Origin of the sequence: Streptosporangium subroseum, assembly GCF_900188345.1 — a bacterium.
Lineage (GTDB): Bacteria > Actinomycetota > Actinomycetes > Streptosporangiales > Streptosporangiaceae > Streptosporangium > Streptosporangium subroseum.
In genome coordinates this window covers 87866-113116 of sequence record NZ_FZOD01000009.1, presented here as the reverse complement: position 1 = coordinate 113116, position 25251 = coordinate 87866, and the positions used below count along the sequence as shown (strand labels likewise).

At 69.3% G+C, this 25251-nt stretch carries 19 protein-coding genes; 3 read left to right on the top strand and 16 right to left on the bottom strand.

Annotated elements, in window-relative coordinates:
• Positions 1-160: 160 nt before the first annotated feature.
• From CHC08_RS12060 to CHC08_RS12015, 10 genes are all read right to left on the bottom strand, one after another.
• Positions 161-1930 (bottom strand): CBM35 domain-containing protein, encoded by a 1770-nt coding sequence (locus tag CHC08_RS12060; RefSeq protein WP_179281994.1) that lies wholly within the window; start codon positions 1928-1930, stop codon positions 161-163.
• A gap of 302 nt (positions 1931-2232) precedes the next feature.
• On the bottom strand, positions 2233-2985 hold the full coding sequence (locus tag CHC08_RS12055) for a helical backbone metal receptor (protein ID WP_089207320.1): 753 nt from the start codon (positions 2983-2985) through the stop codon (positions 2233-2235).
• Positions 2986-3042: 57 nt separating this feature from the next.
• Entirely contained in the window at positions 3043-3495 is a 453-nt protein-coding gene (locus tag CHC08_RS12050) for a hypothetical protein (RefSeq protein WP_218825267.1), read from the bottom strand.
• A 319-nt stretch (positions 3496-3814) separates the two neighbouring features.
• A complete protein-coding gene (locus CHC08_RS12045) occupies positions 3815-4063 on the bottom strand; it encodes a hypothetical protein (protein ID WP_143653182.1) in 249 nt (82 codons plus the stop codon).
• 57 nt (positions 4064-4120) lie between these two features.
• A complete protein-coding gene (locus CHC08_RS12040; protein WP_089207317.1) occupies positions 4121-6301 on the bottom strand; it encodes a peptidase domain-containing ABC transporter in 2181 nt (726 codons plus the stop codon).
• 60 nt (positions 6302-6361) lie between these two features.
• The gene (locus CHC08_RS12035) at positions 6362-9739 is read right to left on the bottom strand and encodes a type 2 lanthipeptide synthetase LanM family protein (RefSeq protein ID WP_089207316.1); all 3378 of its coding nucleotides are present in this window, start codon (positions 9737-9739) and stop codon (positions 6362-6364) included.
• A 292-nt stretch (positions 9740-10031) separates the two neighbouring features.
• A complete protein-coding gene (locus CHC08_RS12030) occupies positions 10032-11816 on the bottom strand; it encodes a serine/threonine protein kinase (protein ID WP_089207315.1) in 1785 nt (594 codons plus the stop codon).
• Between the two features lie 260 nt (positions 11817-12076).
• Positions 12077-12823: a hypothetical protein gene (locus tag CHC08_RS50640; protein ID WP_218825266.1), complete on the bottom strand. Its 747-nt coding sequence runs from the start codon at positions 12821-12823 to the stop codon at positions 12077-12079.
• Positions 12723-13763, bottom strand: coding sequence for a serine/threonine-protein kinase (locus CHC08_RS50635; RefSeq protein ID WP_218825265.1), 1041 nt, complete (start codon positions 13761-13763; stop codon positions 12723-12725). The genes CHC08_RS50640 and CHC08_RS50635 overlap by 101 nt, the downstream gene beginning before the upstream one ends.
• Before the next feature lie 423 nt (positions 13764-14186).
• Complete coding sequence (locus tag CHC08_RS12015; RefSeq protein WP_089207313.1) at positions 14187-14780, bottom strand: TetR/AcrR family transcriptional regulator; 594 nt, start codon at positions 14778-14780, stop codon at positions 14187-14189.
• 113 nt (positions 14781-14893) lie between these two features.
• Here CHC08_RS12015 and CHC08_RS12010 point away from each other — a divergent pair, with 113 nt between their 5' ends.
• The 3 genes from CHC08_RS12010 to CHC08_RS12000 all read left to right on the top strand — a co-directional run bounded on the left by CHC08_RS12010 (position 14894) and on the right by CHC08_RS12000 (position 19642).
• The gene (locus tag CHC08_RS12010) at positions 14894-16654 is read left to right on the top strand and encodes a CocE/NonD family hydrolase (RefSeq protein ID WP_089207312.1); all 1761 of its coding nucleotides are present in this window, start codon (positions 14894-14896) and stop codon (positions 16652-16654) included.
• Between the two features lie 104 nt (positions 16655-16758).
• The gene (locus tag CHC08_RS12005) at positions 16759-18000 is read left to right on the top strand and encodes an MFS transporter (protein ID WP_245878272.1); all 1242 of its coding nucleotides are present in this window, start codon (positions 16759-16761) and stop codon (positions 17998-18000) included.
• Positions 18001-18460: 460 nt separating this feature from the next.
• Entirely contained in the window at positions 18461-19642 is a 1182-nt protein-coding gene (locus CHC08_RS12000; RefSeq protein ID WP_089207311.1) for a metal-dependent hydrolase family protein, read from the top strand.
• Positions 19643-19750: 108 nt separating this feature from the next.
• On the opposite strand, the gene CHC08_RS11995 is transcribed toward CHC08_RS12000, so the two are convergent.
• From CHC08_RS11995 to CHC08_RS11970, 6 genes are all read right to left on the bottom strand, one after another.
• The gene (locus tag CHC08_RS11995; RefSeq protein WP_218825264.1) at positions 19751-20923 is read right to left on the bottom strand and encodes a cytochrome P450; all 1173 of its coding nucleotides are present in this window, start codon (positions 20921-20923) and stop codon (positions 19751-19753) included.
• A 313-nt stretch (positions 20924-21236) separates the two neighbouring features.
• Positions 21237-22481 (bottom strand): Dyp-type peroxidase, encoded by a 1245-nt coding sequence (locus tag CHC08_RS11990; protein WP_089207309.1) that lies wholly within the window; start codon positions 22479-22481, stop codon positions 21237-21239.
• Positions 22481-23053 (bottom strand): copper chaperone PCu(A)C, encoded by a 573-nt coding sequence (locus CHC08_RS11985; protein WP_245878271.1) that lies wholly within the window; start codon positions 23051-23053, stop codon positions 22481-22483. The genes CHC08_RS11990 and CHC08_RS11985 overlap by 1 nt, the downstream gene beginning before the upstream one ends.
• 203 nt (positions 23054-23256) lie before the next feature.
• On the bottom strand, positions 23257-23829 hold the full coding sequence (locus CHC08_RS11980; RefSeq protein WP_089207307.1) for a hypothetical protein: 573 nt from the start codon (positions 23827-23829) through the stop codon (positions 23257-23259).
• Complete coding sequence (locus CHC08_RS11975; RefSeq protein ID WP_143653181.1) at positions 23826-24407, bottom strand: copper resistance CopC family protein; 582 nt, start codon at positions 24405-24407, stop codon at positions 23826-23828. Before CHC08_RS11975 ends, CHC08_RS11980 begins: the two co-directional genes overlap by 4 nt.
• Before the next feature lie 129 nt (positions 24408-24536).
• Positions 24537-25094 carry a hypothetical protein gene (locus CHC08_RS11970; RefSeq protein WP_089207305.1) on the bottom strand — a complete coding sequence of 186 codons (558 nt, stop codon included), beginning with the start codon at positions 25092-25094 and terminating at the stop codon, positions 24537-24539.
• Positions 25095-25251: the final 157 nt, after the last annotated feature.

Genomic DNA, 25251 nt, shown 5'->3' with positions numbered 1-25251 from the left:
AGCCGTACGGGATCAGGGGCGGATGGTCCGCGATACCGGTTGCCGCCGGGCCCTACGGGATCCGAAAGAGGTGATCCACGGTGCCAGATGCCGCCGAGCCGTACGGGATCGGAAGAGGGGGTCAATTGTCGCCGAGCCGTACGGGATCGGAAGGGGAGAGTCAGTTGTTGTTGACGAACTGCTGGGCGAGTTGCTGCCCGAGGGTCACCGCCTGCGAGTGGTTCTCCTCAGTCGCGATCTTGGTGCCCGAGCCGGTGAAGACGATGTAGGTGACACCCGTGTCGATGCCGCCGTTGCTCGGGTCGGGGTTGATGCCCAGGTCGGCGGCCGTCCGGTAGGACGCCTCCCCGATGATCTCGCTCGGCCCCGTGTCGCCCACCACGGCGTATTCGATCTGGCCGTTGTAGATCACCGCCACGACCGTGCCGCAGCCGATTCCCTTGGTGGTGTAGTTCCAGATGCCGCTCGAACTCGGCACCACCACGTACGGCAGCTGCGCGGCGTTGAGCGCGGCGCCGCCGCTCGTCTCGCAGGCGGTCTCCGGCAGGAAGCAGCAGTCGGTGTCCTCGTTGCACTGGGTGGTACGGATGCCGTCGCAGTCGATGTCCATGTCCGCCTTCCAGAACACCGCCCCCGTCTTGTTGCACACGGCCACGGTCGCACTGCTGACATCGGAGTCGGTCTTGTACTTGCCGTTGGAGATCTGGCTGCAGGTGGTGACCTTCGCGAGCAACTGGTCGGCGGTGACCCCGCCACCCGTGCCGCTCGTGGTGCCGGTGACGGCGGCGCTGCGCCCGGACTCGTTCCCGGCGGCGTCCACCGCGGAGATCGTGTACGAGTGCGCCGAGGAGGCGGCCAGGCCGGTGACGGTCGCGCTGGCGGTGGCCGGGCTGGCCCTGAGCGCGGTGCCCTCGTAGACGCGGTAGCCGGTGACGGCGACATTGTCGGTGGAGTCGTTCCAGGCGAGCGAGATGCTGCTCGCCGAGGTCCCCGTGACCCTGGGAGAGGCCGGGACGCTCGGCGCCTGACCGTCGCTTCCGCTGGAACCGCTGACGGCGAGCCTGTCGACGTTGGGCCCGCCGAGCGCGTCCGTGCCCGTCGCCCGGATCGTGTTGACTCCGGCCTTGAGGGTGACCGCGACGGTGGCGTCGGCCCAGGTGTCCCAGTTGGCCGTGGCGGGGAAGGCCTTGCCCGCGGCCGACACGGTCCCGTTGACGGAGATGTCCATCGGTCGGGGCGCCGGAGTGCCGTTGGCGTACCGGAACGTGAGGGTGTGGGCTCCCGCCGAGGCGACGTTCACCGTCCACTCGATGGAACCGCCGGGCGCGTTGACGTAGTCGACGAAGCCGGTGCCGGTGAAACCGGTGTGGTTGGTGGCCACCGTCGCCTGCGAGAGCGTCGCCGCCTCGGCCTGGTAGTCCGAGGCCGGCGCGTCGGCGGCGACGACGTCGAGATAGTCGAGGTTGGGGTTGCCGTTGTCGGTCGTGGCGGAGATCCGGATCCTGTTGGACCCGGCGTTCAGCGAGGCGGTGAGGGTCGAGGTGGCCCAGGTGTCCCAGTTGCCGGTGCCGTTGAAGGCCCGGCCGGCCGAGACGACCGTGCCGTTGACCGATACGTCGGCGGACCGGTTGACGGCGACGCCGTTCGCGTAGCGGAGGACCAGGGTCGCGCTGCCCGCCGACGGGACGTTCACCGCCCATTCGGTGTAGCTACCGGCGAGGTTGTCGCCGTTGACAAAACCTGTCCCCGAGAAACCCGTGTGGTTGGCCTCCACGAGTCCCTGGGAGACGGTCGCGCTCTCCGCCTCGTAGCGGTTCGTGGCGGCTTTCGCCGACACGGCCGTGAACACCGGTGAGACGAGCGCCAGGAGGACGGACAGTATCAGGACGGCACGGGGCGGGCGCCGGAGCGCCGAGGTGGCTGGATGCACGACTTGCCTTTCTGCCGAGCCGTACGCTCCGCTGCCCCCGAGCTGGGCGAGCCGGCCAAGCATCTTCGCTGGTGGCGAGGGCCGATAATCTGGCCAGATAGTTAGGAAAGCTTCCTAATGAAAAGAGATCTGACCACTCCGGCGTCATGGGAGTCAAGGGGTAATTGGAGACCTAAATCCGCTTATGTCACGCAGGTGTCACTGACCTGCGGAGCAAGACCCGCGACGTTTGAAAAAAAGCTCTCCGGAGGCGAGGACGGCCTTCGCGACCCCTGATCCCCCAGAATCCTCAGGCCGCCGTCTCATCCCAGGGCGGTCCCGAGCACGCTGGGCGCCTCGACCAGGGACGGGCCGTACCAGGTCAGATGCCGGCCGCTGACCAGCGCGGCCGGTGTCGCGGGAAAGAATCCGGGGCCGTCCTCCGCGGTGAAACGGTAGGGCTCGTCGGGAAGGACGACGAGGTCGGCACCCGCCGCCAGCAGGTCGGGCAGGGCGATCTTCGGATAGCGCTCGGCGTGGCCGGCGTAGAGGTTGCGGACGCCGAGCCTGAGCAGGAGGTCGCCCGCGAAGGTGTCGCGCCCGAGGACCATCCACGGTTTACGCCAGATGGGGATCACCGCCCGCCGTACGCCGGTGGTCCGCGGAGTCGGCCAGGCCCGTTCCGCGGCGGCGAGCCAGTCCGGCTCGGGCAGGCCGCAGGCCATCGTCAGCATCCGGCGCAGGGAGGCGAAAGCGTCCTCCAGCGTACGGATCCTCGTCACCCAGACCGGCACCCCGGCCGACCGGAGCGCCTCCAGGTCGGCGAGGCGGTTCTCCTCCTCGTTGGCCAGCACCAGGTCCGGCCGGAGGGCGACGATCGCGGCCACATCGGGGTTCTTGGTGCCGCCGATCCTCCGTACGCGCAACTCCGCGGGGTGGGTGCACCAGTCGGTCGCGCCGATCAGCACCTCCGGAGCGGTCTCGGCGAGCGACTCGGTGAGCGACGGGACGAGCGACACCACGCGGCGTGCGGAACCGTGCGACGTGAACGGAGTGCCGAGGTCGTCGAGCGGCATCGAGGTCCTCCGTTCACGGCGCGGAACCGGCCCGGCCCGGAAACGGCTCCGGGCTTGTCAGGCTACGACCGTCACTCTGCGACCTCTCTGCCGGGCGGCGACAAGGAGTGCGATAACGCTGGCCGCATAGGCGACGGGCGCCAGTGCCCAGACCCCTCCGTCGGGGAGCGTACCGAAATAGAAGTCCGGTTGGCTGCCGGCGAGCATGTCCGCGGTGGCGTCCGCCGGCGGAAGGGTTATCGGCAGCGCTCCCAGCACGGGCACCAGATGGAGCAGGGCCAGGACTCCGCAGATTGCGCTGGTGGCGCCGATCAGCGTGCGAGATCTCTTCATGGCGGCGATGCCTGTCAGAAGCGGCAGGACGCCGATGACAAAGACGTCCAGAGCTATGAATTCTCGGTTCGAGACCCCGGGGAAGGAGGTGGCGAGCATCGCCAAAGGCAAGGGAGGGCTGGACCATTCGCTCTCCGTCGTTGCGAGCAACGCCCACGGCACCAGCGAAGCGCTCACTGCCACCACGAAACACGCCCACGAGCGATGGCCCGTTGACGTGTTCTTCCGCATCGGCATCGGAAGATCATATAGGGACGCTCCCGGAGTTACCCCAGTTTGGGTAGAGCCGGCCGAGTCACCGGGCTGAACGTCTCCCCCTCGGGTGATGTGGGTGGCGGCCAGGCCGCCACCCACACGTTCTACATGATCATTGCCTTCTCGCCGGGCTCCCGGGCCTGACCGGGTATGTCACGCGCAGGCCGGCGTCACGTGATCGAACAAGTCGTGACCTGTCAAGCAAGTCCGGTACGGCGCCCGCCGGGACGACGGATCAAACCTAGGCGGGCTCGAAGTGGGGCCTGCACGACGCGAACGTGCAGGTGCCGTTCCAGACCGTGTTGCCACACCACGGGAAGCAGCTCAGCGTTCCGGTGGCGATGGTCACCGTGCATGCCGGGGTGCTGTCGGCGCTCTCCGCGCCCACCAGCGTGAAGCTGATGTCGCCGGAGGGGTGTTCCACGCCGTCCTCGCGGAAGTCGGGGTCCTTCCAGGACCGGACCAGATCTCGGGCCTCTTCCATTGACATGGGGGTTCCTTTCTGTGGTGGATGGTGCTTTCAGGTCGCGCGACGGGCGCCGCGCAGCTATGGGAGAGCCGAGTGCACGACTCCGGCGTTCTCGAAGGTGGTCACATCGGCGAAAAGTTCGTGGTAGACGCCGGGCCTGTTCACCAGTTCCTCGTGTTTCCCGCTCTCGGCCACCCGGCCTTCCCGCATGACCACGATCTCGTCGGCGTTCCGGATGGCGCTGAGCCGATGCGAGATGACGATCCTGGTCACCCGCAGCGCCGACAGCGCCGCGTCGACGCGCCGTTCGGTCTCGGGGTCGAGGTGGCTCGTCGCCTCGTCGAGGATGAGCAGTCTGGGCTTGTGGACCAGCGCACGGGCGAGCGCCACGCGCTGGCGCTGCCCCGCCGACAGCGATGCCCCGCCTTCGCCGACGGTGGTCCGATACCCCATGGGCAGGCGCAGGACGTCCTCGTGCAGTCCCGCCATGGTGGCGGCGTCGACGACGTCGGCGTCCGTGGCATCCGGACTGCCGAGCGTGATGTTGTCGCGGATCGTGCCGTTGAACAGGGACAGCTCCTGAAGCACCGCGCCGCATCCACGGCGCAGCTCGCCGACGTCGAGGTCGTCGACGGTGATGCCGTCGTGGCGGATCGTGCCCGCCTCCGCCCGCAACAGGCCGAGTACCAGCAGTGCCAGCGTGCTCTTCCCCGAACCGGTACGCCCGACGATGCCGAGCTTGGCCCCGGCGGGCACGGCGAACGACACGCTCCTGACCACGGGCGGTGACTCCGGCGCGTACCGGAAGGTGACGTCGCGCGCCTGCACGGAGACCGGCTGGCCGCCGGAGAGCAGTTGGTCACCGCTGATCTCGGGAGCCGAATCGAGCACGTCGTAGACGCGCTCGATCTGGCCGCGAAGCATGGAGAGAAGCTGGATGACGCCCACGAACGCCATCAACGGCGAGAGCACCGACATGGCCAGGGCGTTGGCGGCGAGCATGGAGCCCAGGGACATCTGACCGCTCAGCACCAGCCACACGCCGCACCACAGCAGGGAGAGGGGCGCGAGCATGGACAGCGCCGCCTGGCCGCCCTCGAACCAGGAGGTGGCCCGGCCTCGGCGCAGCATGGCCACCTGGTAGGCGCCGAACAGCTCGTGCCAGCGCCGCCGCGCCTGCATCTCCGCACCGTTGGCTTTGACCGGAAGCATCGCCTGGAGCGCCTCGATCAGGTAGCCCTGCTCCTCGGCGCGGGCGGTCAGCTCCCGCTGCGTGAGCACGCTCACCCGGTTGTAAGAGCTGAGCATCAGGCAGACCTGCATGCTCGCGAGCGTGCTGACGATCAGTATGTACCAGGGGCTGAGAAAGGTGAGGGCCGTGACGTACCCGATGAGCAGTACGCCGTCCAAGCACATCGTCAGCGCGTGCTGGGTGACCGCCTCCCGGCCCGTCGACACGCTGCTGAGCCGCATCAACAGGTCTCCCCGGCTCCGTTGGAGGAAAAAACCGAGCGGCAGGCGTAACAGGTGGGTGACGAACCGGCCGGTCAGCTGTTCGTCCGCGAGCGCCCGGAGCCTGAGCAGCATCCGGGACCGGAGGACGCTCAGCGCTCCCTGCATGACGGTGATCCCGAGGACCGCGGCGCCCAGCACTCCGAGCAGGTCGTGGCGTCCGTCGGGCACCAGCTGGTCGACGACCACCTTGGTGGCCAACGGCAGCGACAGCCCGAGCACCTGCAGGGCGGCGGCCAGGAGCAGGATGCCGAGCAGGATGCGGCGCCCGCCGGCCACGCCGATGAACTCGCGCAGGTATCGCATGAGCATTTTCTGCCGCAGCGGGGTACGGCGCCGGACGAAGTCCTCTCCGGGCCGGGTATTGATCACCACCCCGCCGTACTGCTCGGCGAACTCCTCGCGGGAGAGGGAGCGCCGTCCTTTCGCGGGATCGACGACGCGTACCCGGGTCCGGCCGGCCCGCTCCACCACGACGTAGTGATGCTTCTCCCAATAGGCGATGACGGGGTTCTCCAGCGGCGTCGCGAGCAGGTCCTCGACGCGCTCCACGGTGGCCCGCATCCCGTGCTGTTCGGCCGCCGCGACAAGACTCGCCGGCGAGACGCCGTCGCGGCCGGGATCGAGCAGGTCCCGGCACCCGGAGACCGACGTGTCCCTGCCGTGGTAGCTGAGCACCATGGCGAGGCATGCCGCGCCGCACTCGGTACGGGTCATCTGAAGGCGGACGGGAACACGGTGGCGCACGGCTTCTCCTCGGAGGAAACGCGGGACGACGGCAACGGCGGCGCGGCAGGCGGCGCGGGATCAGCCGATCGGCGGTTCGAGGAGGAGCACCGACGGCACCCGGTCCGGGAAGGCGTGGCGCAGCAGGCCGTGCCCGATGCCGGCGAGCCCGCTCATCAGGCCGGGAGTGGGCACTCCGGCAGGTGTGCCGCAACGCGGGCCGGATTCGAGCTGGTCCAGCACCACCCCGAGGCGACGGTCGCGCGCTTCGACCAGGTCGGTACGGCCGGCGGCGATCATCGTGGTGATCAGTTCGAGGTTTCCGAGTTCCCCGTGGCAGAGGCTGTGCCCGCCCAGCGCCGTCGGACCGGCCAGGAACGATGCCAGCGCGAGATCGAGATCGGCCGTCAGCGCCTGGGCGTCGGCCGCGAGGCCACCGGTGACCCCCCGCCGCAGCAGGTCGGCGCGGGCCAGGCCGATGCCCGGCGCGCCGTGACACCACGCCTGCATGGGAGCGGGCGGCGTGCCGTCGGCGCGCTCTCCGGGAATGTCCCGATAGTCGGGCCAGTTGCGGACGCGCGGGTCGTACAGGTCACGTTCGTAGGCGAAGGCGGCACGCGCGGTCTCGGCGTAGCGCGCACCCGTCGTGGCGCCGTCCGGCGTCGCGGCGAAGCGTGACAGCGCCCAGCCGATGCCGGCGCCCCCGTGCGAGAAGCCGGTGAGGGGCAGGGAGGACGATATCGCGCCCGGCCAGGCGACACCCCGCCGTTGCGGTCGAGCGGTCTCGACCAGGCGGTCGGCGCACGCGCGTGCCAGCCGTAGGGCGACGGGCAGTCCCGTCGCCTCGTGTATGGCCAGCAACGCGCCGAGAGCGCCGGCGGCGCCGCCGATGACGTCGAACATCTCGTCGATCGGGATGGATTCGGTCAGTGAGGTCACCAGCGGTTCGATCGCGTCTCCCAAGGAGGGGTCGCCGAGTTCCCGCGTCAGGTGCGTGAGCGCGTACGCCAGACCGCCGTATCCGGAGAACGGGCCGCACGTCGTCATGGGGGCGCCGGCCGGTGCGTTCACGACGGAGTCGACGATCTCCGGCAACGGTGTCAGGGCGCGGCGGGCCAGGTCGGCGTAGCGATCGTCACCGAGGACGGACGCGGCCTGGGCCAGGAACAACGCGACACCGGGAATCCCGCTGTAGAGGTCGAGCCGTAGCGGGTTGACCATCCACTGGGATTCCTGGATGAGATCGATGCCGAGCCAGTTCACCCGCGAGCCGTCGGCGTGCGCGATCGCGGCCACCTGGTCCGCGATGCCTCGCACGGCGACGAGGACACGCTCGTGGTCGAGCGCCACGGGAGACGGGGAAACGGCCGGCTCAACCGGAACCGGAAGCGAAACCGGGCCGGTGCCGATGGAGGCGGCCTGATCGGGGCGGGTCGCCATCGACGCCTCGATGATCCACTCCTGCTGGGCCCGGTCGCGCGCCCCCATCGCCCGGACCTTGTCCATCGCATGCGTCAGGCTGTCGTGGTCCAGCACGCCGGGCATTCTCACGCCCCGGCCGTTCCACAGGTCTCGCGTCGCCGGGCGGGTGGTGAACATCGGGACGTCCCCCGACCACAGCTCCTCGCTCTCGACGGGCACCAGCGGGCGACGGATCGGATCGTCGGCCGCGAACCCCCAGAGGAAGTCGAAGACGCGCTCACGGTCGAGGGCGTCGCGCAGCACATCCGGATGGGTGGACTCCATGAGCAGCGTTCCGTAGAGCCGGGTCGCCCGCATCACCACGCGGATCTCGTCGTCGGCGAAGCGTTCCAGCAGGCCGCCGGGGCCGACCAGCTCGGAACGGTGGGCGGCGATGGCCTCGTACCCGTCCCGGAACCCGGAGATCAGCTCGCTCACGAAGTGCGCGGGGTTGACCACCTGGCCGTCGACGCTCGGGCGGTTCTGGCTGCCGGGGAAGAGGATGTTCTCGCGGGTGAGGTGCATCTCGTCGGTCCCGGAGCCGCCCCAGCCGACGACCTTGAACGGTAACGGCTGCCCCGCGTCACCCCCCACCCCGCCCATGTCGATGGCGTCGCCGTCCTCGCCCCACAGGACGGACGGCAGCAACCCGATACGGGAAACGGACTCCGCCAGCACGGAGACGGCCGGGTCGCCGTTCATCCAGTCCAGCCCCGAAGGGCGCGGAACTCTCGGGTGGAACACCGCCTCGAGATCCACCAGGACCGGCTGGTCCCCGTTCGCGATGAGGTTCTCGTAGTGGAAGTCGGCCCCGTCGAGGGCGTAGAGCAGTGCCAGCAGGGCGCCTTGACGGCGGTAGAACAAGCGGGCCCCGTCGACGTTCTCGCAGGGGCTGTGCTCGACGAACTCCACCCAGCCGTACCGGCCGCGGTCCACGACGACGAGGGACCGCAGGCCGTAGCCCGGCAGGCGCTCGTCCAGCCAGCGGATCACGTCGTTCACGTGCCGGTGCACCGCCAGCGGACGCGGCTTGTACACCAGGCGGGCACCGCCGGCGAACCGCAGCAGCCCCACCGCCCGCCCGCCCTGGTGCAGGTCGCCGGTCCCGCCGCCCATGTGCACCTCCACCAGGCGGCCGGGATCCTCGCCGCCGAGCATCGAGGTGACGATCTCGGCACGGTCTTCGGCCAGCCTGACCAGCAGCTCGTGGTACGCCTCCACCGCCTGGTCGCAGGCCTGGGCGAGCAGCCGCGCCAGGACCACGTACTCGGACATCAAGCCCGCCAGCGCGTCCCTGGTGGAGAAATGCTCGACAAAGGACCAGAACCGTTCTCGCGCCGTCTCGCCGCGCAGCCGATCGGTGACGCGCAGCACGTTCAGCTCCAGAACCAGCGTGCGGCCTGCCAGCGTGGTCAGTTGCTGTCCCAGTTGCGTGGCCAGCTGATGGCTCAGCTGGTGCACGTCGACCAGATCGTCCATTCCTTCGTCATGTACGGCGGCGACGAGGCGGCCGACGACGACGCGAAGGAACGGGGCGACGATCTTCGTGAAGCCGAGCTGCCAGGCCGACTCCTCGTCCGATGGAGGAATCTGCTCGGCGGGTATCGCGGACTCGGCGGGCATCGCGCGGAGCACCGCCTCGACCGTCTCGGCCCAGGCCGGTCGGCCCGTCGTCGGCGCCGCCCGGTCGGCGAGGTCTCTCGGGTCCTCCGCGAGCAGTGCCAGCAGCCTGTCGGTGTCCAGTCCACGTTCGTCCAGCAGCCTGGCGAAGTAGCCGTCCTTCCCCAGCCCGGGAGATTCCCTCCAGCGCCCCAGCCTGCGCCGCGCCCGTTCCAGGCGCTCGTTCTCCGCCGGTCGCTCCGGCTGTCCGGACAGCCGGAGCCGCTCCGCCAACGTGAGACCCGCCACCCACCAGTGCGGCGGCAGCCCGGCCGCCGTGTCCTGAGCCGGTGAACCGGGAGCAGGTGGCCGCGCGTCGACAGAACCAGCCTGGGGCATGGCGATTCCTCACTGATTGATCCAGCAGAGCCGAAACCCCGGGCTGCGGCATCACCTCCGGCCCGGGACCGAAATAAGCATGAATCTGCTGGTATCAGACAACATCCGTTGAACTACGTAGTATTCGGTGAACTATGGAGTCGCTGTCACCGCCAGGCCGGTCGCCGCCACGGCTGACGATCCGCGCGCCGACGCTGCGCCTGGCAGCCGGGAATCCGACCTGGGGATACCGCGAATCGCCGAGTTACGGGCATCTACAGGTCGTACGTTTGCGAGACGACATCCGCCGTCGCTATTTCCATCCGGTGCAATATGTCTTGCCCGATCGGTTGGAGCAGAGATCCCACTGCACGTCTTTCACGGGGCCGCCGATGGACCACTCAAAGTCCGTGTGCTCCCCGTTCGAGACCTCGGCCCATGGATCGCGCTCAGCGTAGTGAACCTTCCAGACGCCGCCCACGTTCTTCCGGTAGGCGATCCGCAGCCAGGAACGGGACTCGTACTGCTTGGTGTCCTGCGCGCTGCCACTCGCCGTGGCCGTCGTCCCGTTCCAGGAAACGGATCCGCGAGCCCATGCGTAGTTGGTGCTGATGTTCACGGCGTGTCCGCCGGAAGGCGGCGGCTGTGGAGCCTCGCTCGATACTTCTGACCGCCGTGGCGAGTCCGACGCCGCGGACGGCTTGTCCGTAGGCTGCGTAAGCATCGCCTTGCTCGTCCGGTTCGGCCGCTGCGACGGGGCCGACGAGGAAGGCGACGTCCGCGGAGCTTGGTGCGTCGATTTCGGCCGCCGCGACGGGGCCGACCCCGTAGACGAGGACGCGCTCTTGGCCGGCTCGGACGCAGCGGCGGGCGGCGGTGTTGTCGCCGATGTTGTCGACTCCGGCGCGGGAGGAGTAGTGGTGTTCGAAGCCATCGCAACCGGCGTCGCAATCGATCCGCCGACCACGATGTGATCCTTACGGGACTGTACGACCGCGAACACGATGCCGATGACAAGGATCGGTACGGTGACCGCCGAAGCGACGATCACCCCCCTGCCTCGGCCACGCGGCCGGACCGGGTCCGTCGGTGCCGAGGCGGCACTCGGACCGGAAACATGGCTCGGCGGCGAAACCCGGCCGCCCGTGGTGCCGGGGTCGAGGTCAGGCGCCCCGGCTCCCGTGCCCTGCGATGCCGGGCCGACGGCGTTGGGGTTGGGAGATCGCCGGTAGTCGCCGGTTGCATCGGTGGGCCGGGCCTCCGCGGAGACCCGAGGGTTGTGCTGCGGTCGGAGGTGCCTGGTGGTGAGCCTGGCCAACAGTTCCTGGGGCGTGGGGCGGGCATCGGGGTCTTTGGCCAGGCAGGAAAGCATCAGGGACTGTAAAGGATCAGGGACGCCCGTAAGATCTGGATCACGGGTCATGATGGCGTGGATCACGGCGGCCGGAGTGACTCCGGGGTACGGGGCCTGACCGGTGGCGGCGAACACCATGGTGGCGGCCCAGCTGAACACGTCGGAGGCCGGGGCGGCGACCTGCCCTTGGAACTGTTCGGGGGCCATGTAGGCGGGGGTGCCCACGATCCCGGAGCGAGTGGTGACCTGGTCCAGCAGCCGGGCGATGCCGAAGTCGATGACCACCGGGCCTTCTGGCCCCATGATCACGTTGGCGGGTTTGAGATCGCGGTGGATGATCCCGGCCCGGTGGATCGCCTCCAGAGCGGTCAGCGTGGCGACCGCCAAGCGCTCCAGGCCGCTGCCGGTCCGCGGCCCCTCGCTTTTCACCAGCTCCTGGAGCGAGGGGCCGGGGATGTACTCGCTGACGATGTAGGGACGCCCGCGAAAGGTGCCCACGTCGATGACGTTGGCGGTGCAGAAGGTGGCCACCAGACCGGCGATGTCCGTCTCCCGGGCGAACCGCCGGAGCTCGTCGGCGTCGGCGGCCATCCGGGCGTGCAGCACCTTGATGGCCACCGGTGCTCCGGAGGCTGAGTGGCCGAGGTAGACCGTGCCCTGCCCGCCCTCTCCCAGCACACCGGCAAGGCGGTAGGGCTCGATCCGCTCAGGTCCATCGGGCTCCAGCGGGCTCGGACTGGACAATCGCCGACCCTTTCAACGACCAGCAGGATAATTCAGGCACTCCGCGGAAGCCTCGTTGACGGAAGAGGCCCCGAGCACGGTGAAAGAGTGTCCGTCTCTCGCATGGCGAAGGTGCGCCCGACGAGAAACCGTCGCTACCCTACCGAATCGCACTGCCTGAATGTGATCGCAATCCGCCCATTCGGTGGGTTCGATCGAGGGCGTTCGCAAGCCCGGCGTCGGTCTGTTTGAGATCGCTGCGAAGCGTGGTGGCATGACCTTCAGGAGCTTTCCGGGCTCCACTGGGTGGCGGTGATGAGGTAGGTCCGGAGGTCGTGGTTGTCCGGGTGCGCGTCCACGCGGTTGATCCAGAGCAGGACGACGTTCTTCGCGCTCGTCTCCACGCAGATGCCCGTGTTCTTCTTCAAAACGGCGTCATCTTGGATCTGCCTGATGGTGATCGGGTTGGGCAGGTTGGCCTGGCGGGCGGCGTCCCGGCATTCTGCGGGCGAGATGTTCCGCTTCTGCACCGAGCCCATGATGCCTTGACCGTCGAGCAGCTTGATGCCACTGCTTGGAGCGGTGCCGTTCTCGCCGCAATTCATGTACTCCAAGGTCTGCCCGTCCGCGACGTAGCTGCCGTGGTTGCTGTCCGTGATGACCGTCAGGTTATTCAGCTCGACGAACGTCGACGGGGAAGCCGCGCAACTGGCGAACGCGTCGCCTTCGGCGCCTGGAGGACGGATGACGAGCGGTTCGTCGTCCTTCGTGAGCCGCCAACCGGCCGCTGTCGTGGCCCTGTCGATGGGGTCGGCTTGGTCGGTGGAGTCGGCTTGGGAGGAGGTGCCGGATGTGGCTGGGGGCGAGGTGTCTGCTGGAGAGCGGTCAGGGTTGTCGGTCTGACTGGTGGCGGCGGTCGTGGAACCGCTACCTGCCGGATCGCGCTCCTGCAGCAGTTGCATGATGACGAACGCGATACCACCACCGATCAGCAGGGTGGTGAGCGCCCCGACCACGAACGCCAGCACGACAGGCCGCCGCGCCGTACCGGTAGTGGTGACCGCTGGCGGCGTCGGCAGCGATGCCGTCTCCTGGAGGGTTATCTCCGCGGCGATCGGCTGTGGCAGCCACCAGTTCGCCCCCCCGATCGAACGAGCCCGCGCCCGCACCGCCACGGCACAGCTCGATGATCTCGGTCGGAGTGGGCCGCTCGGAGGACTCCTTCGCCAGGCAGCGAGCGACGATCTCACGTAGTGGCTCGGGACAGGCGGTCAGTTCCGGCTCCTGAGACAGGATCCGGAACAGCAGCGCGTTTCCGTCGCCCTCTCCGAAGGGGTGCCTTCCGGTCGCGGCGAAGAACGCCACCAGGCCCAGAGCGAACAGATCGGTCTCCGGACCGATACCGCGTCCCGTCACCTGCTCGGGCGACATGTACGCGGGTGTGCCCAGCCGTACGTTGGTATCGGTCAAGGCCGTGGCGTCGGCGGAACGGGCGATGCCGAAGTCGATGACACGGGGCCCGTCTGAGGCCAGCAGCACGTTCGTCGGCTTCAGATCCCGGTGGACGACCCCCACCCCGTGAATCGATTGCAGCGCCTCGGCGATTCCGGCGACCAGTGACAGCACCGTCTCCGGCGGCAGCGGTCCATGCCGGTGAACCGCGTCGGCGAGCGATGGCCCCGGGACGTAGGCACTGGCCAGCCAGGGCTGCGTGCCCTCGACGTTGCTGTCGAGAACCGGCGCCGTGTACGCGCCCTGAACCCGGCGGGCCGCTTCCACCTCCCGGGCGAACCGGCGTCGAAACTCCGGATCCTCGGCATACTCGCGCCGGACCACCTTGAGCGCCACCGGCTGGCCGCCCCGGCTGTAGGAGAGATAGACGATCCCCATTCCGCCCGAGCCAAGCCTGCCCCGCAGTTTGTACCCAGCGATCTCCCAGGGATCCTCTGACGCCAACGCCTCAACCAAGTCTTCACCTCACAACGTGGATAGGCCGTGCGTTTCCTCGACGCCGCCCGGCAGCCCTCGCGTCACAAGTCACTCGAAACCGGGGACCTTCCACAAGCTAGTGATCACACTGCCGGATCGGTACCCAACCGCGTTCATGAGTCTTGGACTGAGCCAACGAGTAGCCGGTGTACTTGGCCTCACGCCGGCGAACGGAGAGCTAAAGAGCGCAACACGCCGCCCACGCGCCCCAGAGGCGAGCACCAGCCGCCGGCCAAGGCCGTGACGATCACTCACTTCGGTGCTCGCATACATGGCTGGGGTGATCGACTGCCGCGCGGCTTCCTGCGCTCGGGCCTAGCGGTCCTACGCTCCGGATCTGCTTGCCATCGAACGTGGCCTCATCGGACTTTCCCGGGAAAGCGCTCTTCAACCGGCCAACGCTCAGGCGGCCGGGGCTGAGAGGCCTTTCACCACGGCGTCGAGGGCGCGGGCCAGCGGCTGGGCGTCGCCGCGCAGGTGGGAGAGCATGGTGCCGCCTTGCACGGCGGTGAGCAGGGCGCACCCGGCGTCCGCCGGGTCGACGCCCGGCCGGACCCGGCCCGTTCGCAGCGCCCGCGCCACCAGGTCGGCGATGGCGTCCTGCCAGCGTTCGAAGAGTTCGGAGAGCGTCTTCTGCACGACCGGATCGTCCGTGGCCTGGCCGACGAACGCGCCGAGGGGGCAGGTCTCCATGCCGTGGGCGCAGTGTGCCTCCAGCACCTCTTCGCGCCAGCGATGGAGGTCGTCGCAGGTGGGGTCGCTCAGGGAGGGCTGCCCGGCCATGACCCGCTCGAACTGGTGCTGGAGCACCGCGACGGTCAGGTCCTGCTTGCCGTCGAAGTAGTGGTAGAGCTGCGACTTCCCGGTGCCGCTGGCGGCGAGCACATCGTCCATGGACGGCGCGGCCAGTCCCCGCCTGTGCATCAGATCCGCGGCCACGCTGACGATGGCGGCCCGGGTACGGCGCCCTCGGCTCGTCGACGGCAACGGCTTCATTCGTCCCCTCCTCGCTCTCGAACCTCTCTCTGTACTATAAGGTACAGTTTCGCTGTACTAAATAGTACAGTACAAGGCATGCGGCCATAGAACGCATGCGACGAGGGGTGAGCATGACTCAGCACAAGAGCGAGATCCGCGACGGCATGGTGGTCGAGTGGGACGTACCGATTCCCATGGAGGACGGCATGGTGCTCCGGGGGGACGTGTACCGGCCTATCGGCGACGGCCGGTACCCCGTGATCGCGACGCACGGCCCGTACGGCAAGGGGCTCGCGTTCCAGGAGGGGTTCGCGGGGCCGTGGAAGGCCCTGGCCACGAATCATCCCGAGGCCCTGGCCGAGTCGTCCAACAAATACCAGAACTGGGAGACCGTCGACCCGGAGAGGTGGGTACCGGACGGCTACGTGGTCATCCGCGTCGACGCACGCGGTGCCGGCCGCTCCCCCGGCCACCTCGACATCTTCTCCCCGAGAGAGATCAGGGACTACTACGAGGTCGTCGAGTGGGCGGGCACGCAGCCGTGGAGTAACGGCAAGGTCGGCCTGCTGGGCATCTCGTACTATGCGGTCAGCCAGTGGCAGGTCGCCGCGCTGCAGCCGCCTCACCTGGCGGCCATCATCCCGTGGGAGGGGGCGAGCGACCACTACCGGGAATTCACCCACCACGCGGGCATCCCGAGCACGTTCGTCTCCCGCTGGTACCCGGCCCACGTGTCGTCCGTGCAGCACGGCATCGGCGAGCGGGGGGCTCGAAACCCGAACACCGGGGAACCGGTCGCCGGACCCGAGACCCTGACGGAGGAGGAACTGGCCGTCAACCGCCACGATCCGAGGATCGAGCTGCGCGCCCACCCTTTCGACGGCGAGTACTACAGGGAGCGTTCGGCGGACCTGGAGAAGATCACCGTACCGGTGCTGTCGGCGGTGAACTGGGGTCACCATCTGCACACCCGCGGCGGCTTCGAGGGCTACGTACGCGTCTCGTCAGAACAGAAGTGGCTGGAGGTCCACGGCCTCGACCACATCACCGAGTTCTACACCGGGCACGGGCTGGCCCTGCAGAAGCGATTCTTCGGGCACTTCCTCAAGGGCGAGGACACCGGCTGGGACCAGCAGCCGCCGGTCCAGCTCAACGTCCGCCACGTCGACGGCGGCTTCGAGCCGCGCGCGGAGCAGGAGTGGCCGCTCGCCCGGACCAACTGGACCAGGTTCTACGTGCACCCGCAGGGCCGGAGCCTGGCCGAGGGATCCCCGGCTGATGACGGGAGCGTCGCGTTCGAGGCCCTCGGCGACGGCGTGACCTTCACCACCAAGCCCTTCACCGAGGAGGTCGAGATCACCGGGCCCGCCGCCGCCCGGCTCTTCGCCTCCTCCACGACCGCCGACGCGGACCTCTTCCTCACCCTGCGCGTCCTGGACACCGGCGGCAAGGACGTCAGATTCGTCCACGCGGTGGACCCGGCCGGCCCGGTCGGCATGGGATGGTTGCGGGCCTCGCACCGCGCCGTCGACCCCGAGCGCAGCCTGCCCTACCGCCCCTGGCACCCGCACGACCACGCCGAGCCGCTGGCCCCCGGCGAGACCGTTCAGCTCGACATCGAGATCTGGCCCACCTCGGTCGTCATCCCGACCGGCTACCGGCTCGCGCTCACCGTCACGGGCCGGGACTTCGAGTTCCCAGGCGACGGTCCGTGGCCGGTCGCGTACGGCGTGGAGATGAAGGGCCAGGGCATCTTCCTGCACGAGGACCCCGATGACCGCCCGGCCGACATCTATGGCGGCACCACCACGCTCGTCTCCGGTCCGGACCGGCCGTCCTACCTGCTGCTGCCCGTCATCCCTCGTACGGCCGAGGCGACCACCGACGTCTAGCTCATACCGTCTTCGCGCTCTTGCGCCTGCCATGGCGTCTGTTTGCCGAGGCCGTTGTACCCGGCTCCCCGTTCACTGATCTCTTCGTTGAAAGGCACCACGCAATGAGCACCACCACGCCCGCCCCCCGCTCGCCGCTCTCGCCCGGTCGTGCGGCACGCGGCGGCGGGCGGGTCTCGTACATGTTCGGGTTCTGCACGGTCGCCGCCGCCTTCACCACCCTGATGGCCTTCGGCACCGTCCCGACCCCGTTGTGGCCCCTCTACCAGGTGCGCGACCACTTCGGCCCGACCACCGTCACGGTGGCGTTCGCCGTCATGGTCGTCGGCGCGGCCACCGGTTTCCTCGCCCTCGGTCACCTGTCCGACCGGCTCGGACGCCGCCGAATCGTCGTGCCCGCCCTGCTGATCGCCATTCTGGCGGCCCTCATCCTGGTGACGTGGCCCGCCCTTCCCGGACTGATCATCGGGCGGGTGCTCACCGGCGTAGCCGTGGGGCTCATGGCCGCCACGGCCACCGCGTACATCGCCGACCTTCACCACCAGGCGCACCCCGAGCGTGCCGGCTCGCCCGTCCCCGGGCTCGTGGCCACCGCCGCCAACCTCGGCGGGCTCGCACTGGGGCCCCTCGTCGCCGGCACGCTCGCCGAGTGGACCCCCGCCCCCCTCGCGACTTCCTACATCGTCTTCGCCATCGTCATGGTCGTCCTCCTGGTGCTGGTGCTCGCCAGCCCGGAGACGGTGGACACCGAGCTCAAGGCTCAGGATCGTCCGGCCCGCTTCGCTCTGCGCCCCGGCTTCCGTACCGCCTTCGGCGCCGCGTCGGCCGTCGGCTTCTTCGCCTTCGCGGTCATGGGCCTGTTCTCCTCGCTTGGCGCGATCATCGTGCGAGGACGGCTCGGCATCACGTCCCCGTTCGCGCTCGGGCTCGCTCCGTTCGCCGCCTTCGCCGCCTCGGCGGTGGCCCAGCTGGCTCTCAGCAAGCTCTCCCGGCGCCGTCTTCTCGACACGGGCACTCTGCTGTTCCCCGCCGGTCTCGCCCTCACCGCGCTCTCGATCTACCGGCCCGCGCTCTGGCTCTTCCTCGTCGCCGCCACCCTGGCGGGCGCCGGAGCGGGCCTGCTGTTCAAGGGGGCCGTCACCCAGAGCGCGATGTCGGCTGATCCCGCCTCCCGCGCGGGCGTCCTGGCGGTGTTTTTCGTCATCGCCTATCTCGGCATGGGTCTGCCCTCGATCGCGTTCAGCCTCGTCATCCAGCACGCGGCCCTCGCGCCCACGATGATCGGCTTCGCCACCGTACTCTCCCTCGGCGCCGTCGCCGCTGTCGTCACCGCCCGCCGCGGCTGACCGGGTCGGGGTCCGGTGAACATGGACAAGCCCGTAGTGGAAGCGATGACCGATATCTGCGATCCGGAGGAGAGCAGAGTCGCGTTCGTGCGCGACCTCTTCGGGCGGCTGGGCGAGAAGGGCCGATGCGGGCCCTCGACGAGCTTACCCATGGTCCACTCGCAATCCGCTCACGAGTGACAGGTGCGAGCGGCGTCAGGCACGCCCGGCGGGCGGGCCGGGACCACAACGCCGCGCTCCATGACGCCAACCGTCCGTCGCCCGCGGGGGTGCGATCGGGCAACATGCTCCCCTTCCGTTTGACATGCGCCCCTCGCCGGAGCTAGTTTTTTAGCACTCACTAAAAAACGCGGACACCGGTCGGCACCGCGAATCCGAAGGTCGTCAGAGGCCCCTGCCGTCTCCCCGGCGAAGTCTCTCGGCGACGCGATGACACACCACTTCCGATGGGTATCCCTTGATGAATTCCTTCGCCCTGCACGCCGGTTCGTTGTTCGACGGCTTCACGGCCTCCGGCCCGGCCACGGTGTACATCACCGGCGACCGCATCGTGCGCGTGGACCGCACGGGCGCACTGCCCTCCGACGGCAGCAGCGTCATCGACCTGGGCTCGCGGTCCTGCCTGCTGCCCGGCCTCATCGACAGCCACACCCACCTCGCCTTCGACGCCGGTCCGGACCCCGTGACCTCGCTGGCCGCGACCGATGACACGGATCTGCTGACACACATGCGGGCCGCCGCCCGGTCCGCCCTGCACGCGGGCATCACCACCATCCGCGACCTCGGTGACCGCGACTATCTTTCATTGGCCCTCGTCGAAGAGCTTGCCCAGCACCCGGAGCAGGGCCCGGAGATCCTCACCTCCGGCCCCCCGTTGACGACGCGGGGCGGTCACGGCCACTTTTTCGGGGGTGAGGTCGAAGGCCCGGAGGCACTGCGAGCCGCCGTACGCGAACGGCACAGACGCGGCTGCGCCGTCGTCAAGATCATGGCCAGTGGTGGCAACCTGACGCCCGGTTCCGTGCCGCCGCACGCCTCGCAGTACAGCTTTGAGGACCTGCGCGCGGTGGTAGACGAAGCGCACCGACTCGGGTTGCCGGTGGCCGCGCACGCCCATGGCCTCCAGGCCATCAACGACGCGCTCAGAGCGGGTGTCGACAGTCTGGAGCACGTCAGTTTCCTCACCCCCGACGGAGTGGGTTCCGACCCCGCCCTGCTTGACGCCATCGTGGAGAGCGGCAGCTTCGTCAGCCTGACGCTGGGCTGGGATCGCCGCGTGGCGGTCGAACTCCCCAAGGCCATAGCCGCACACCTTGAGGAGATCCTCACGGTGTTCCGAGACCTGCACAAACTCGGTGCCAAGATCGTCATCGGATCGGACGCGGGCATCGCTCCGGACAAGCCCCACAACGTCCTTCCCCACGGAGTCGGCGACCTGGCCCGGCTGGGTGTCCCTCCCCTCGACGCGCTGATCTCGGTAACCGGCATGGCGGCCCGGTTGTGTCGTATGGAGGGCCGCAAGGGACAAATCACCGCCGGCGCCGATGCAGACCTCCTCGCCGTCAACGGCAACCCCTCGCAGGACCCCGCCGCTCTCCTGGATGTGCGGGCCGTTTTCCGGGCCGGTGTCCGCGTGCGATGACCACCCGCATCGCGGCACCGCCCCCATCCTCAACCAGGTGAAACCCGTTCGATCATGCGGGATCGGTCCTCTGCGCCGTCCCCTTTCCCTGACGGGTCCCGGAGCTCGTCACCAGGCGACGGGCAGGGAGTCGACCCCGTAGACGATCGAGATCTTCCGGAACGGGATCTCCTCAAACGGCACGGCCAGGCGCAGGTCCGGGAAACGCCTCAGCAGCGCCGGCAGGGCGATGCGCAGTTCCATCTGGGCCAGAGGCGCGCCGACGCAACGGTGGATGCCGTGCCCGAAGGCCAGATGGGAGGCCGCCTTACGACCGGGGACGACGGTGTCCACGTCGGGGCCGAGCGCCGGGTCGCGGTTGGCTCCGGTCAGGGAGCACAGCACCATCTCGCCCTTGGCGATCGGCTGCCCGGCCAGAACGAGATCCTCACGGGCGAAACGCGGGAAGGCCACCTGCACCACCGTCAGATAGCGCAGCAGTTCCTCCACCATCACCTCGACCTGGTCGCCGTCGCGGACCAGGGCGAGATGATCGGGGTTGCGCAGGAGCCACAGAACGCCCAGCGCGAGCATGCTCGTGCTGGTGTCGTGCCCGCCGGTGAGCAGGCCGTCTGCGAGACCGGCCAGCTCCCGGTCGCCGACCTGGTCGCCGTGCTCGCGCAGCAGCATGCCGAGCAGTCCGTCGCCCGGATCCTTGCGCTCTCGGGCGACCAGCTCCGTCAGGTAGGACATCGAGTCGTTGACCGCCTGCAGCGAGGCCTCGGGCCCCGCCGACAGGTCGAACCGGTCGGTGCTCAGGCGCAGGAAGTCGGCGCGGTCGGCGTGCGGCACGCCCAGCAGCTCGCAGACCACCAGCGAGGGGATGGGCAGCGCGAAGGAGGGCACCAGGTCGGCGGAGGAACCTGATCTCTTCATCGCGTCGAGATGCTCGGCCACGATGGCCTCGATGCGGGGCTCCATCCTGCGCAGCCGCCGCATGGTGAACTCCGGCGTGAGCAACTTGCGCAGTCTGGTGTGCTCCGGCGGGTCGCGGAAGCCGAGGCCGCCGGGGTCCTCCTGCGCGGACCCGACGGCCGTCACGTTGCCGAAGTCGTTGCTGAACCTGCCGGTGTCGCCGAGTACGGAGCGTACATCGTCGTAACGGGTGGCCAGCCATACCGTGGATCCGCCGGGCATGTGCAGCGGGCAGACGGGTTGCTCATCGCGGATGCGGCCGAGCTCGGCCACCGGGTCCAGGCCGTCGCGCATGAACTGCATGAGCGGGAATTCTGTTTCTGACATCGGATCAGATCCTCATTGTCGCAGGAGGGAGGTTTTGTCGTGCCAGGCGGCGGCGTGGATCCGCGCGGATCTCGGACCGGCGCGGGGGGCGGTCGCCTGGGGTGTCAGCCGTACGGTGTGCGAACCCCTGCTTCCAGGGGTGCTGGTGACTCCAGCCCGGCTTGTGGGTGTTCCTGGCGTCCGGGGCTCCGTGGAAGGGGAGCCCCGGACGGTGGAGGGCAACGGTCACGGCGGTTGCCGCGGCCGACGATCTGCGGTTGACCTTCCTGGCTCCGGATACGGCCGGCGAGCCCTGGGTGAGAGGTCGGGCCTGTCAGGACAGCAGGGTCTCCCCGATCCATCCGCTGGGTGAGCATCCGGGTGGGATGGCGAACACGGCGGAGCCGATGGGCGTCGTCCACTGGTTGAGGAGGTCGGCTTCGGCCAGGCGTTTCTGGATGGGGAGGAACTGCCGGGCGACGTCGGCCTGGTAGGAGGCGAACAGGAGCCCGGAGTCGGCGTGTCCTTCGGGGGTGAGGCCTTCGTCGTAGTTGTAGACCCGGCGCAGGATGCGCAGGCCCGGATCCTGGACGTGGGCCCGGCGGATGTGGGCCTGTTCGGAGATGACGGGGAAGCCGGCCGGGGTGAGCCGGTCGAAGTCGGGTTCGTCGTGCTCCTTCCGGCCGGTGAGCGGGGCGCCGGTGTCCAGGCGGCGGCCTATGGTGAACTCCCTGGCGACCCGGTCGGCGGCGTCCCAGGTCTCCAGCTCCGCGCGGATGCGCCGCAGGACCAGGGTCGTGCCGCCGTGGAGCCAGCCGGGGCCCTCGCTCACCCATACGGCCCGGTCGAAGTCGGGGGTGCCTGGCTGGGGGTTGACGGTTCCGTCGAGCTGGCCCATGAGGTTGCGCTGGGTCAGTCCGGGGGTCTGGGTCTGCGGGCTGTGCCGGAAGCCCCGTTGCGTCCAGCGTGCCCGGGTGAAGGATCGGGCGTCCTTGATGATCATTCGTAGGGCGTGGGTGAGGGCGAGGGCGTCGTCGGCGCAGATCTGCAGCAGCAGGTCCGCGCCGGTCCACTCCTTCCTGAGCTTGTCGATCGTGAATGCCGGAAGGGGCGCGATCGACGCGGGGCGCCGGTTCTCCACCCCGGCGGCCGCGAAAAGCCCGGGGCCGAAGCCGAAGGTGACGGTCAGCCGGGAGGGCAGCACCGCCAGCTCCGGCTCGGTGTCGGCCAGCGCGGGCCTGCCTCCGGTCAGCCGCCGGGCGTCGTCGGTGAGCAACTGCATCATCCGCACCACCGCCTCCCGATCGGTGCCCGGGAGCAGGTCGAGACCGACGAAGACCGCGTGGGCCTGCGGCGGCGTCGCGATGCCCGCCTGGTGGAGGCCGTGGAAGGGCTCCACCGCCAGGCCGCCGGCGACATCCGACGCGGTCTCAACAGATGCGGTCCCAACAGATGCGGTCCCGGAGACGGAACGGCCTGAGAAGACGGCCTGCTCGGGGGCGCACGCGGCGAGGGCACCGACCGCGGTGGCGGCGCCCCCCGCGAGCAACCCCCTGCGGGTCAGCTGAGGTTCGCGCATCAGCCGTCACCCATGCCGGGCTGGTAGTCCTCCTTGGCGCCGGCGAAGTCCTTGCCGACCGCGGTGAACGCCACCTTCCCGCCGTCGGCGAGGGTGAGGGTGAAGGGGATCCGGGCGCCCGGCTTCACCTCTTCGGTGACGCCCATCAGCATGATGTGGTCGCCGCCGGGCTGAAGCCGATACGTGCCGCGGGCCGGGATGACAAAACCGCCCTCCTTGGGGCGCATGACCATCTTGCCGCCGGAGTCCGCGATCTCGTGCAGCTCGATCATCGGTGACAGAGGAGAGGTCGCGGAGACGACCGTCACGGCGGCTCCGGTGCCGTTGACCAGGGTGCCGAAGGCGGTGGTCATGCCCTTCTTGACGGTCTTCACCCACGGATCGGTGATCGTCAGCCCGGAGGCCGTCGCCGAAGGGGTGGCCGCCACGAGTTCCGGGCTTTCCAGGGCGGCCGCGGGTGCGGGGCCTTCCAGCGCGGCCGATGGCGCGGTCGTGTTCTGGGAACCGCATCCGCTGAGCGCCGTCACGGCCGCGAGCAGGATTCCGGCAGGGGCAACACGAGGAGAAAGCACGTTGATGCCTTTCTTCTGGTCTTCTGGTCTTCTGGCTGGCGCCGGCAGGCCGCGGCCGAATACCGCCTCGATATGGCCGTGCCGGACGGACAGCCCGGGATTGTCACGCAGGTTCGATCCACCGAGCAGCCGGATGACGGCTCGGTCCATGCCCGCGCGTGCGGGCTCGGGAGCGAAGTGATGTCCCCCGGCGACCTGGGTGGTCAGCCGGAGGTGCCGGTGACGGACCAGGGAGGACCACGCCGGCTTACGGCGTGACGCAGGATCTCCGGACGGAGGATCTCCGGCTCGGCCGTGCATGGTGTGAGAAAAGAGGCGTACGCGGGATCGGCGTGCACGATGAGCACGAGGCGGAGCCGTACGCCGAGACGCCGCAGCATCGCCCAGAGAGCCGCCTCCCCGCGTGCCAGCCACAGCGAGGTCAGCCCGACGGCCCAGCCGTGCATCACCAGCATGCCCAGATCGGGCAGCAGCGCCGAGTGCGCGTGCCCGGCCATCGCAACGGACGACGCGGCGTGCGCGAAGGAGAAAAGCAGGTGCAAGGCGACCTGCAGAGCAACAAGAACCGGCAGGATCACAGCCGTCGTGCGTTCGCGTCCCGACACGGCCAGGGCCGTCAGGAACGCCAGTGCCAGCCCGCCGGCCGCGCTCGGCGCGGAGACCGAGCTTCCCGCGAGGACGTGTGCCGTCACGCTCAACCCGAGGCAGACCGCGGAGAAAGCGGCGGCGCGGGCGAGGCGGAACGTCAGGCCCGCCGGCGTGGCCGGGGGGATCACTCCGCGCTTCCGGACCGGTCCGGGCGGGAGGTCCGGAGCCAGACGCCCGCGCCGATCATCAGGATCACGGCGAGGGCGACCCACACCCAGCTCGAAAGGCCCTGGGTGCTCTTCTGATCACCGGCGGAGACCGGGCTGGGCAGGCTCTGCCCTGACGTCGACGCGGCGGCGGACGACGCGGGATCCGCGGCGGACGACGACGCCGAGCCGGTCACGGTGAAGGGGATCTCCCCCTCGATCGGGTGCCCGTCGGAGGAGACCACCCGCCAGGCGATCACATACTTGCCCTTGGGCAGCTTTTCCGGAACGTCGGAGGTGACCTTGGGCCCGTTGGCACGTGCCTTGCCGATGGACACGGGCCTGCCCTCCGCCCCGCGCAGGACGATTGTGGGAAACAGGACGTGGGCGCTGAACTCCAGCTCGATCTGCCGGACGGTTGAGACCTCGGCGTCCTTGGCCGGAGAACTGCTCTTCAGGCTGTCGTGGGCGAGCGCGGCGGGCGCGGCGAACATGAGGAACAATCCGCAGCAGAGCGTCGCCAGAACCGTCCTGCGAATGAATCGTGGCACATATGCCATCACGGGCTCCAAAGGAAACTCCCGGTCCGCGCCGTCGTCGCGGATCGGCAAAGCCTGGAGGACGCGCTTCGGCGGAGGAAGGAAGCGCCTGGTCACGGGGCACACCGGCCGCCGGACCTTCCAAGTCCCTCAGCCGGCGTGTCGTGCTGGGGGCGGACCACGCCGCCGCAGCACGGGGAGGATCTCCCAGCCGCCGTACGGCCGGACGTCGGCGGCCGGTACGGCCTGCCACGCGGGCGGCGTCACCTCGGGGGCGCCGGCGAGGATCAGCCGGATCACCGGCATCCGCCCGCCGTACAGCCGGATCATGAGCCAGAGCGCGCTCTCGCCGCGATACAGCCACCATCCCGTGCCCAGCGCCACCACAAGATGGATCGCCGCCATCCCCAGGCCGGGATGAGCGTGATCGGCGGAGACCGTCATGTGCGGCGCGGGCGCGGCCCGGCTGAACAGCTCGTGCAGCAGCACCTGGGCACCGAGGGTCGCGGCGAGCACGACTTCCACGCCACGCTCACGTCCGTTGAGCGCGTACGCCACACCGAAGGCGATCACCGCACCGAGAACGGCCAGATGCGGCGGGAGCGGCCCCCCACCGGCCAGGGCGTGGCCGCCCGCGGAGACCACGATGCACAACGTCGCGAAGACGATGGCTCGTGGCACGCGCAGTGCCGACGCCGCAGAGGTCACAGCCGCCATCCTGCCAGCCGAGTGGCCCACCCGGAAAACCGGGGACCGGGACCCGCGCTCAGGCACGCCGACGCGGATCTCCGAACGGATGGGCTCGGAATATCGGTAGAGGGCGTCCGAGTGGTGGGCAGCGGTGTGGGCCTGAACGCCGCCGGCG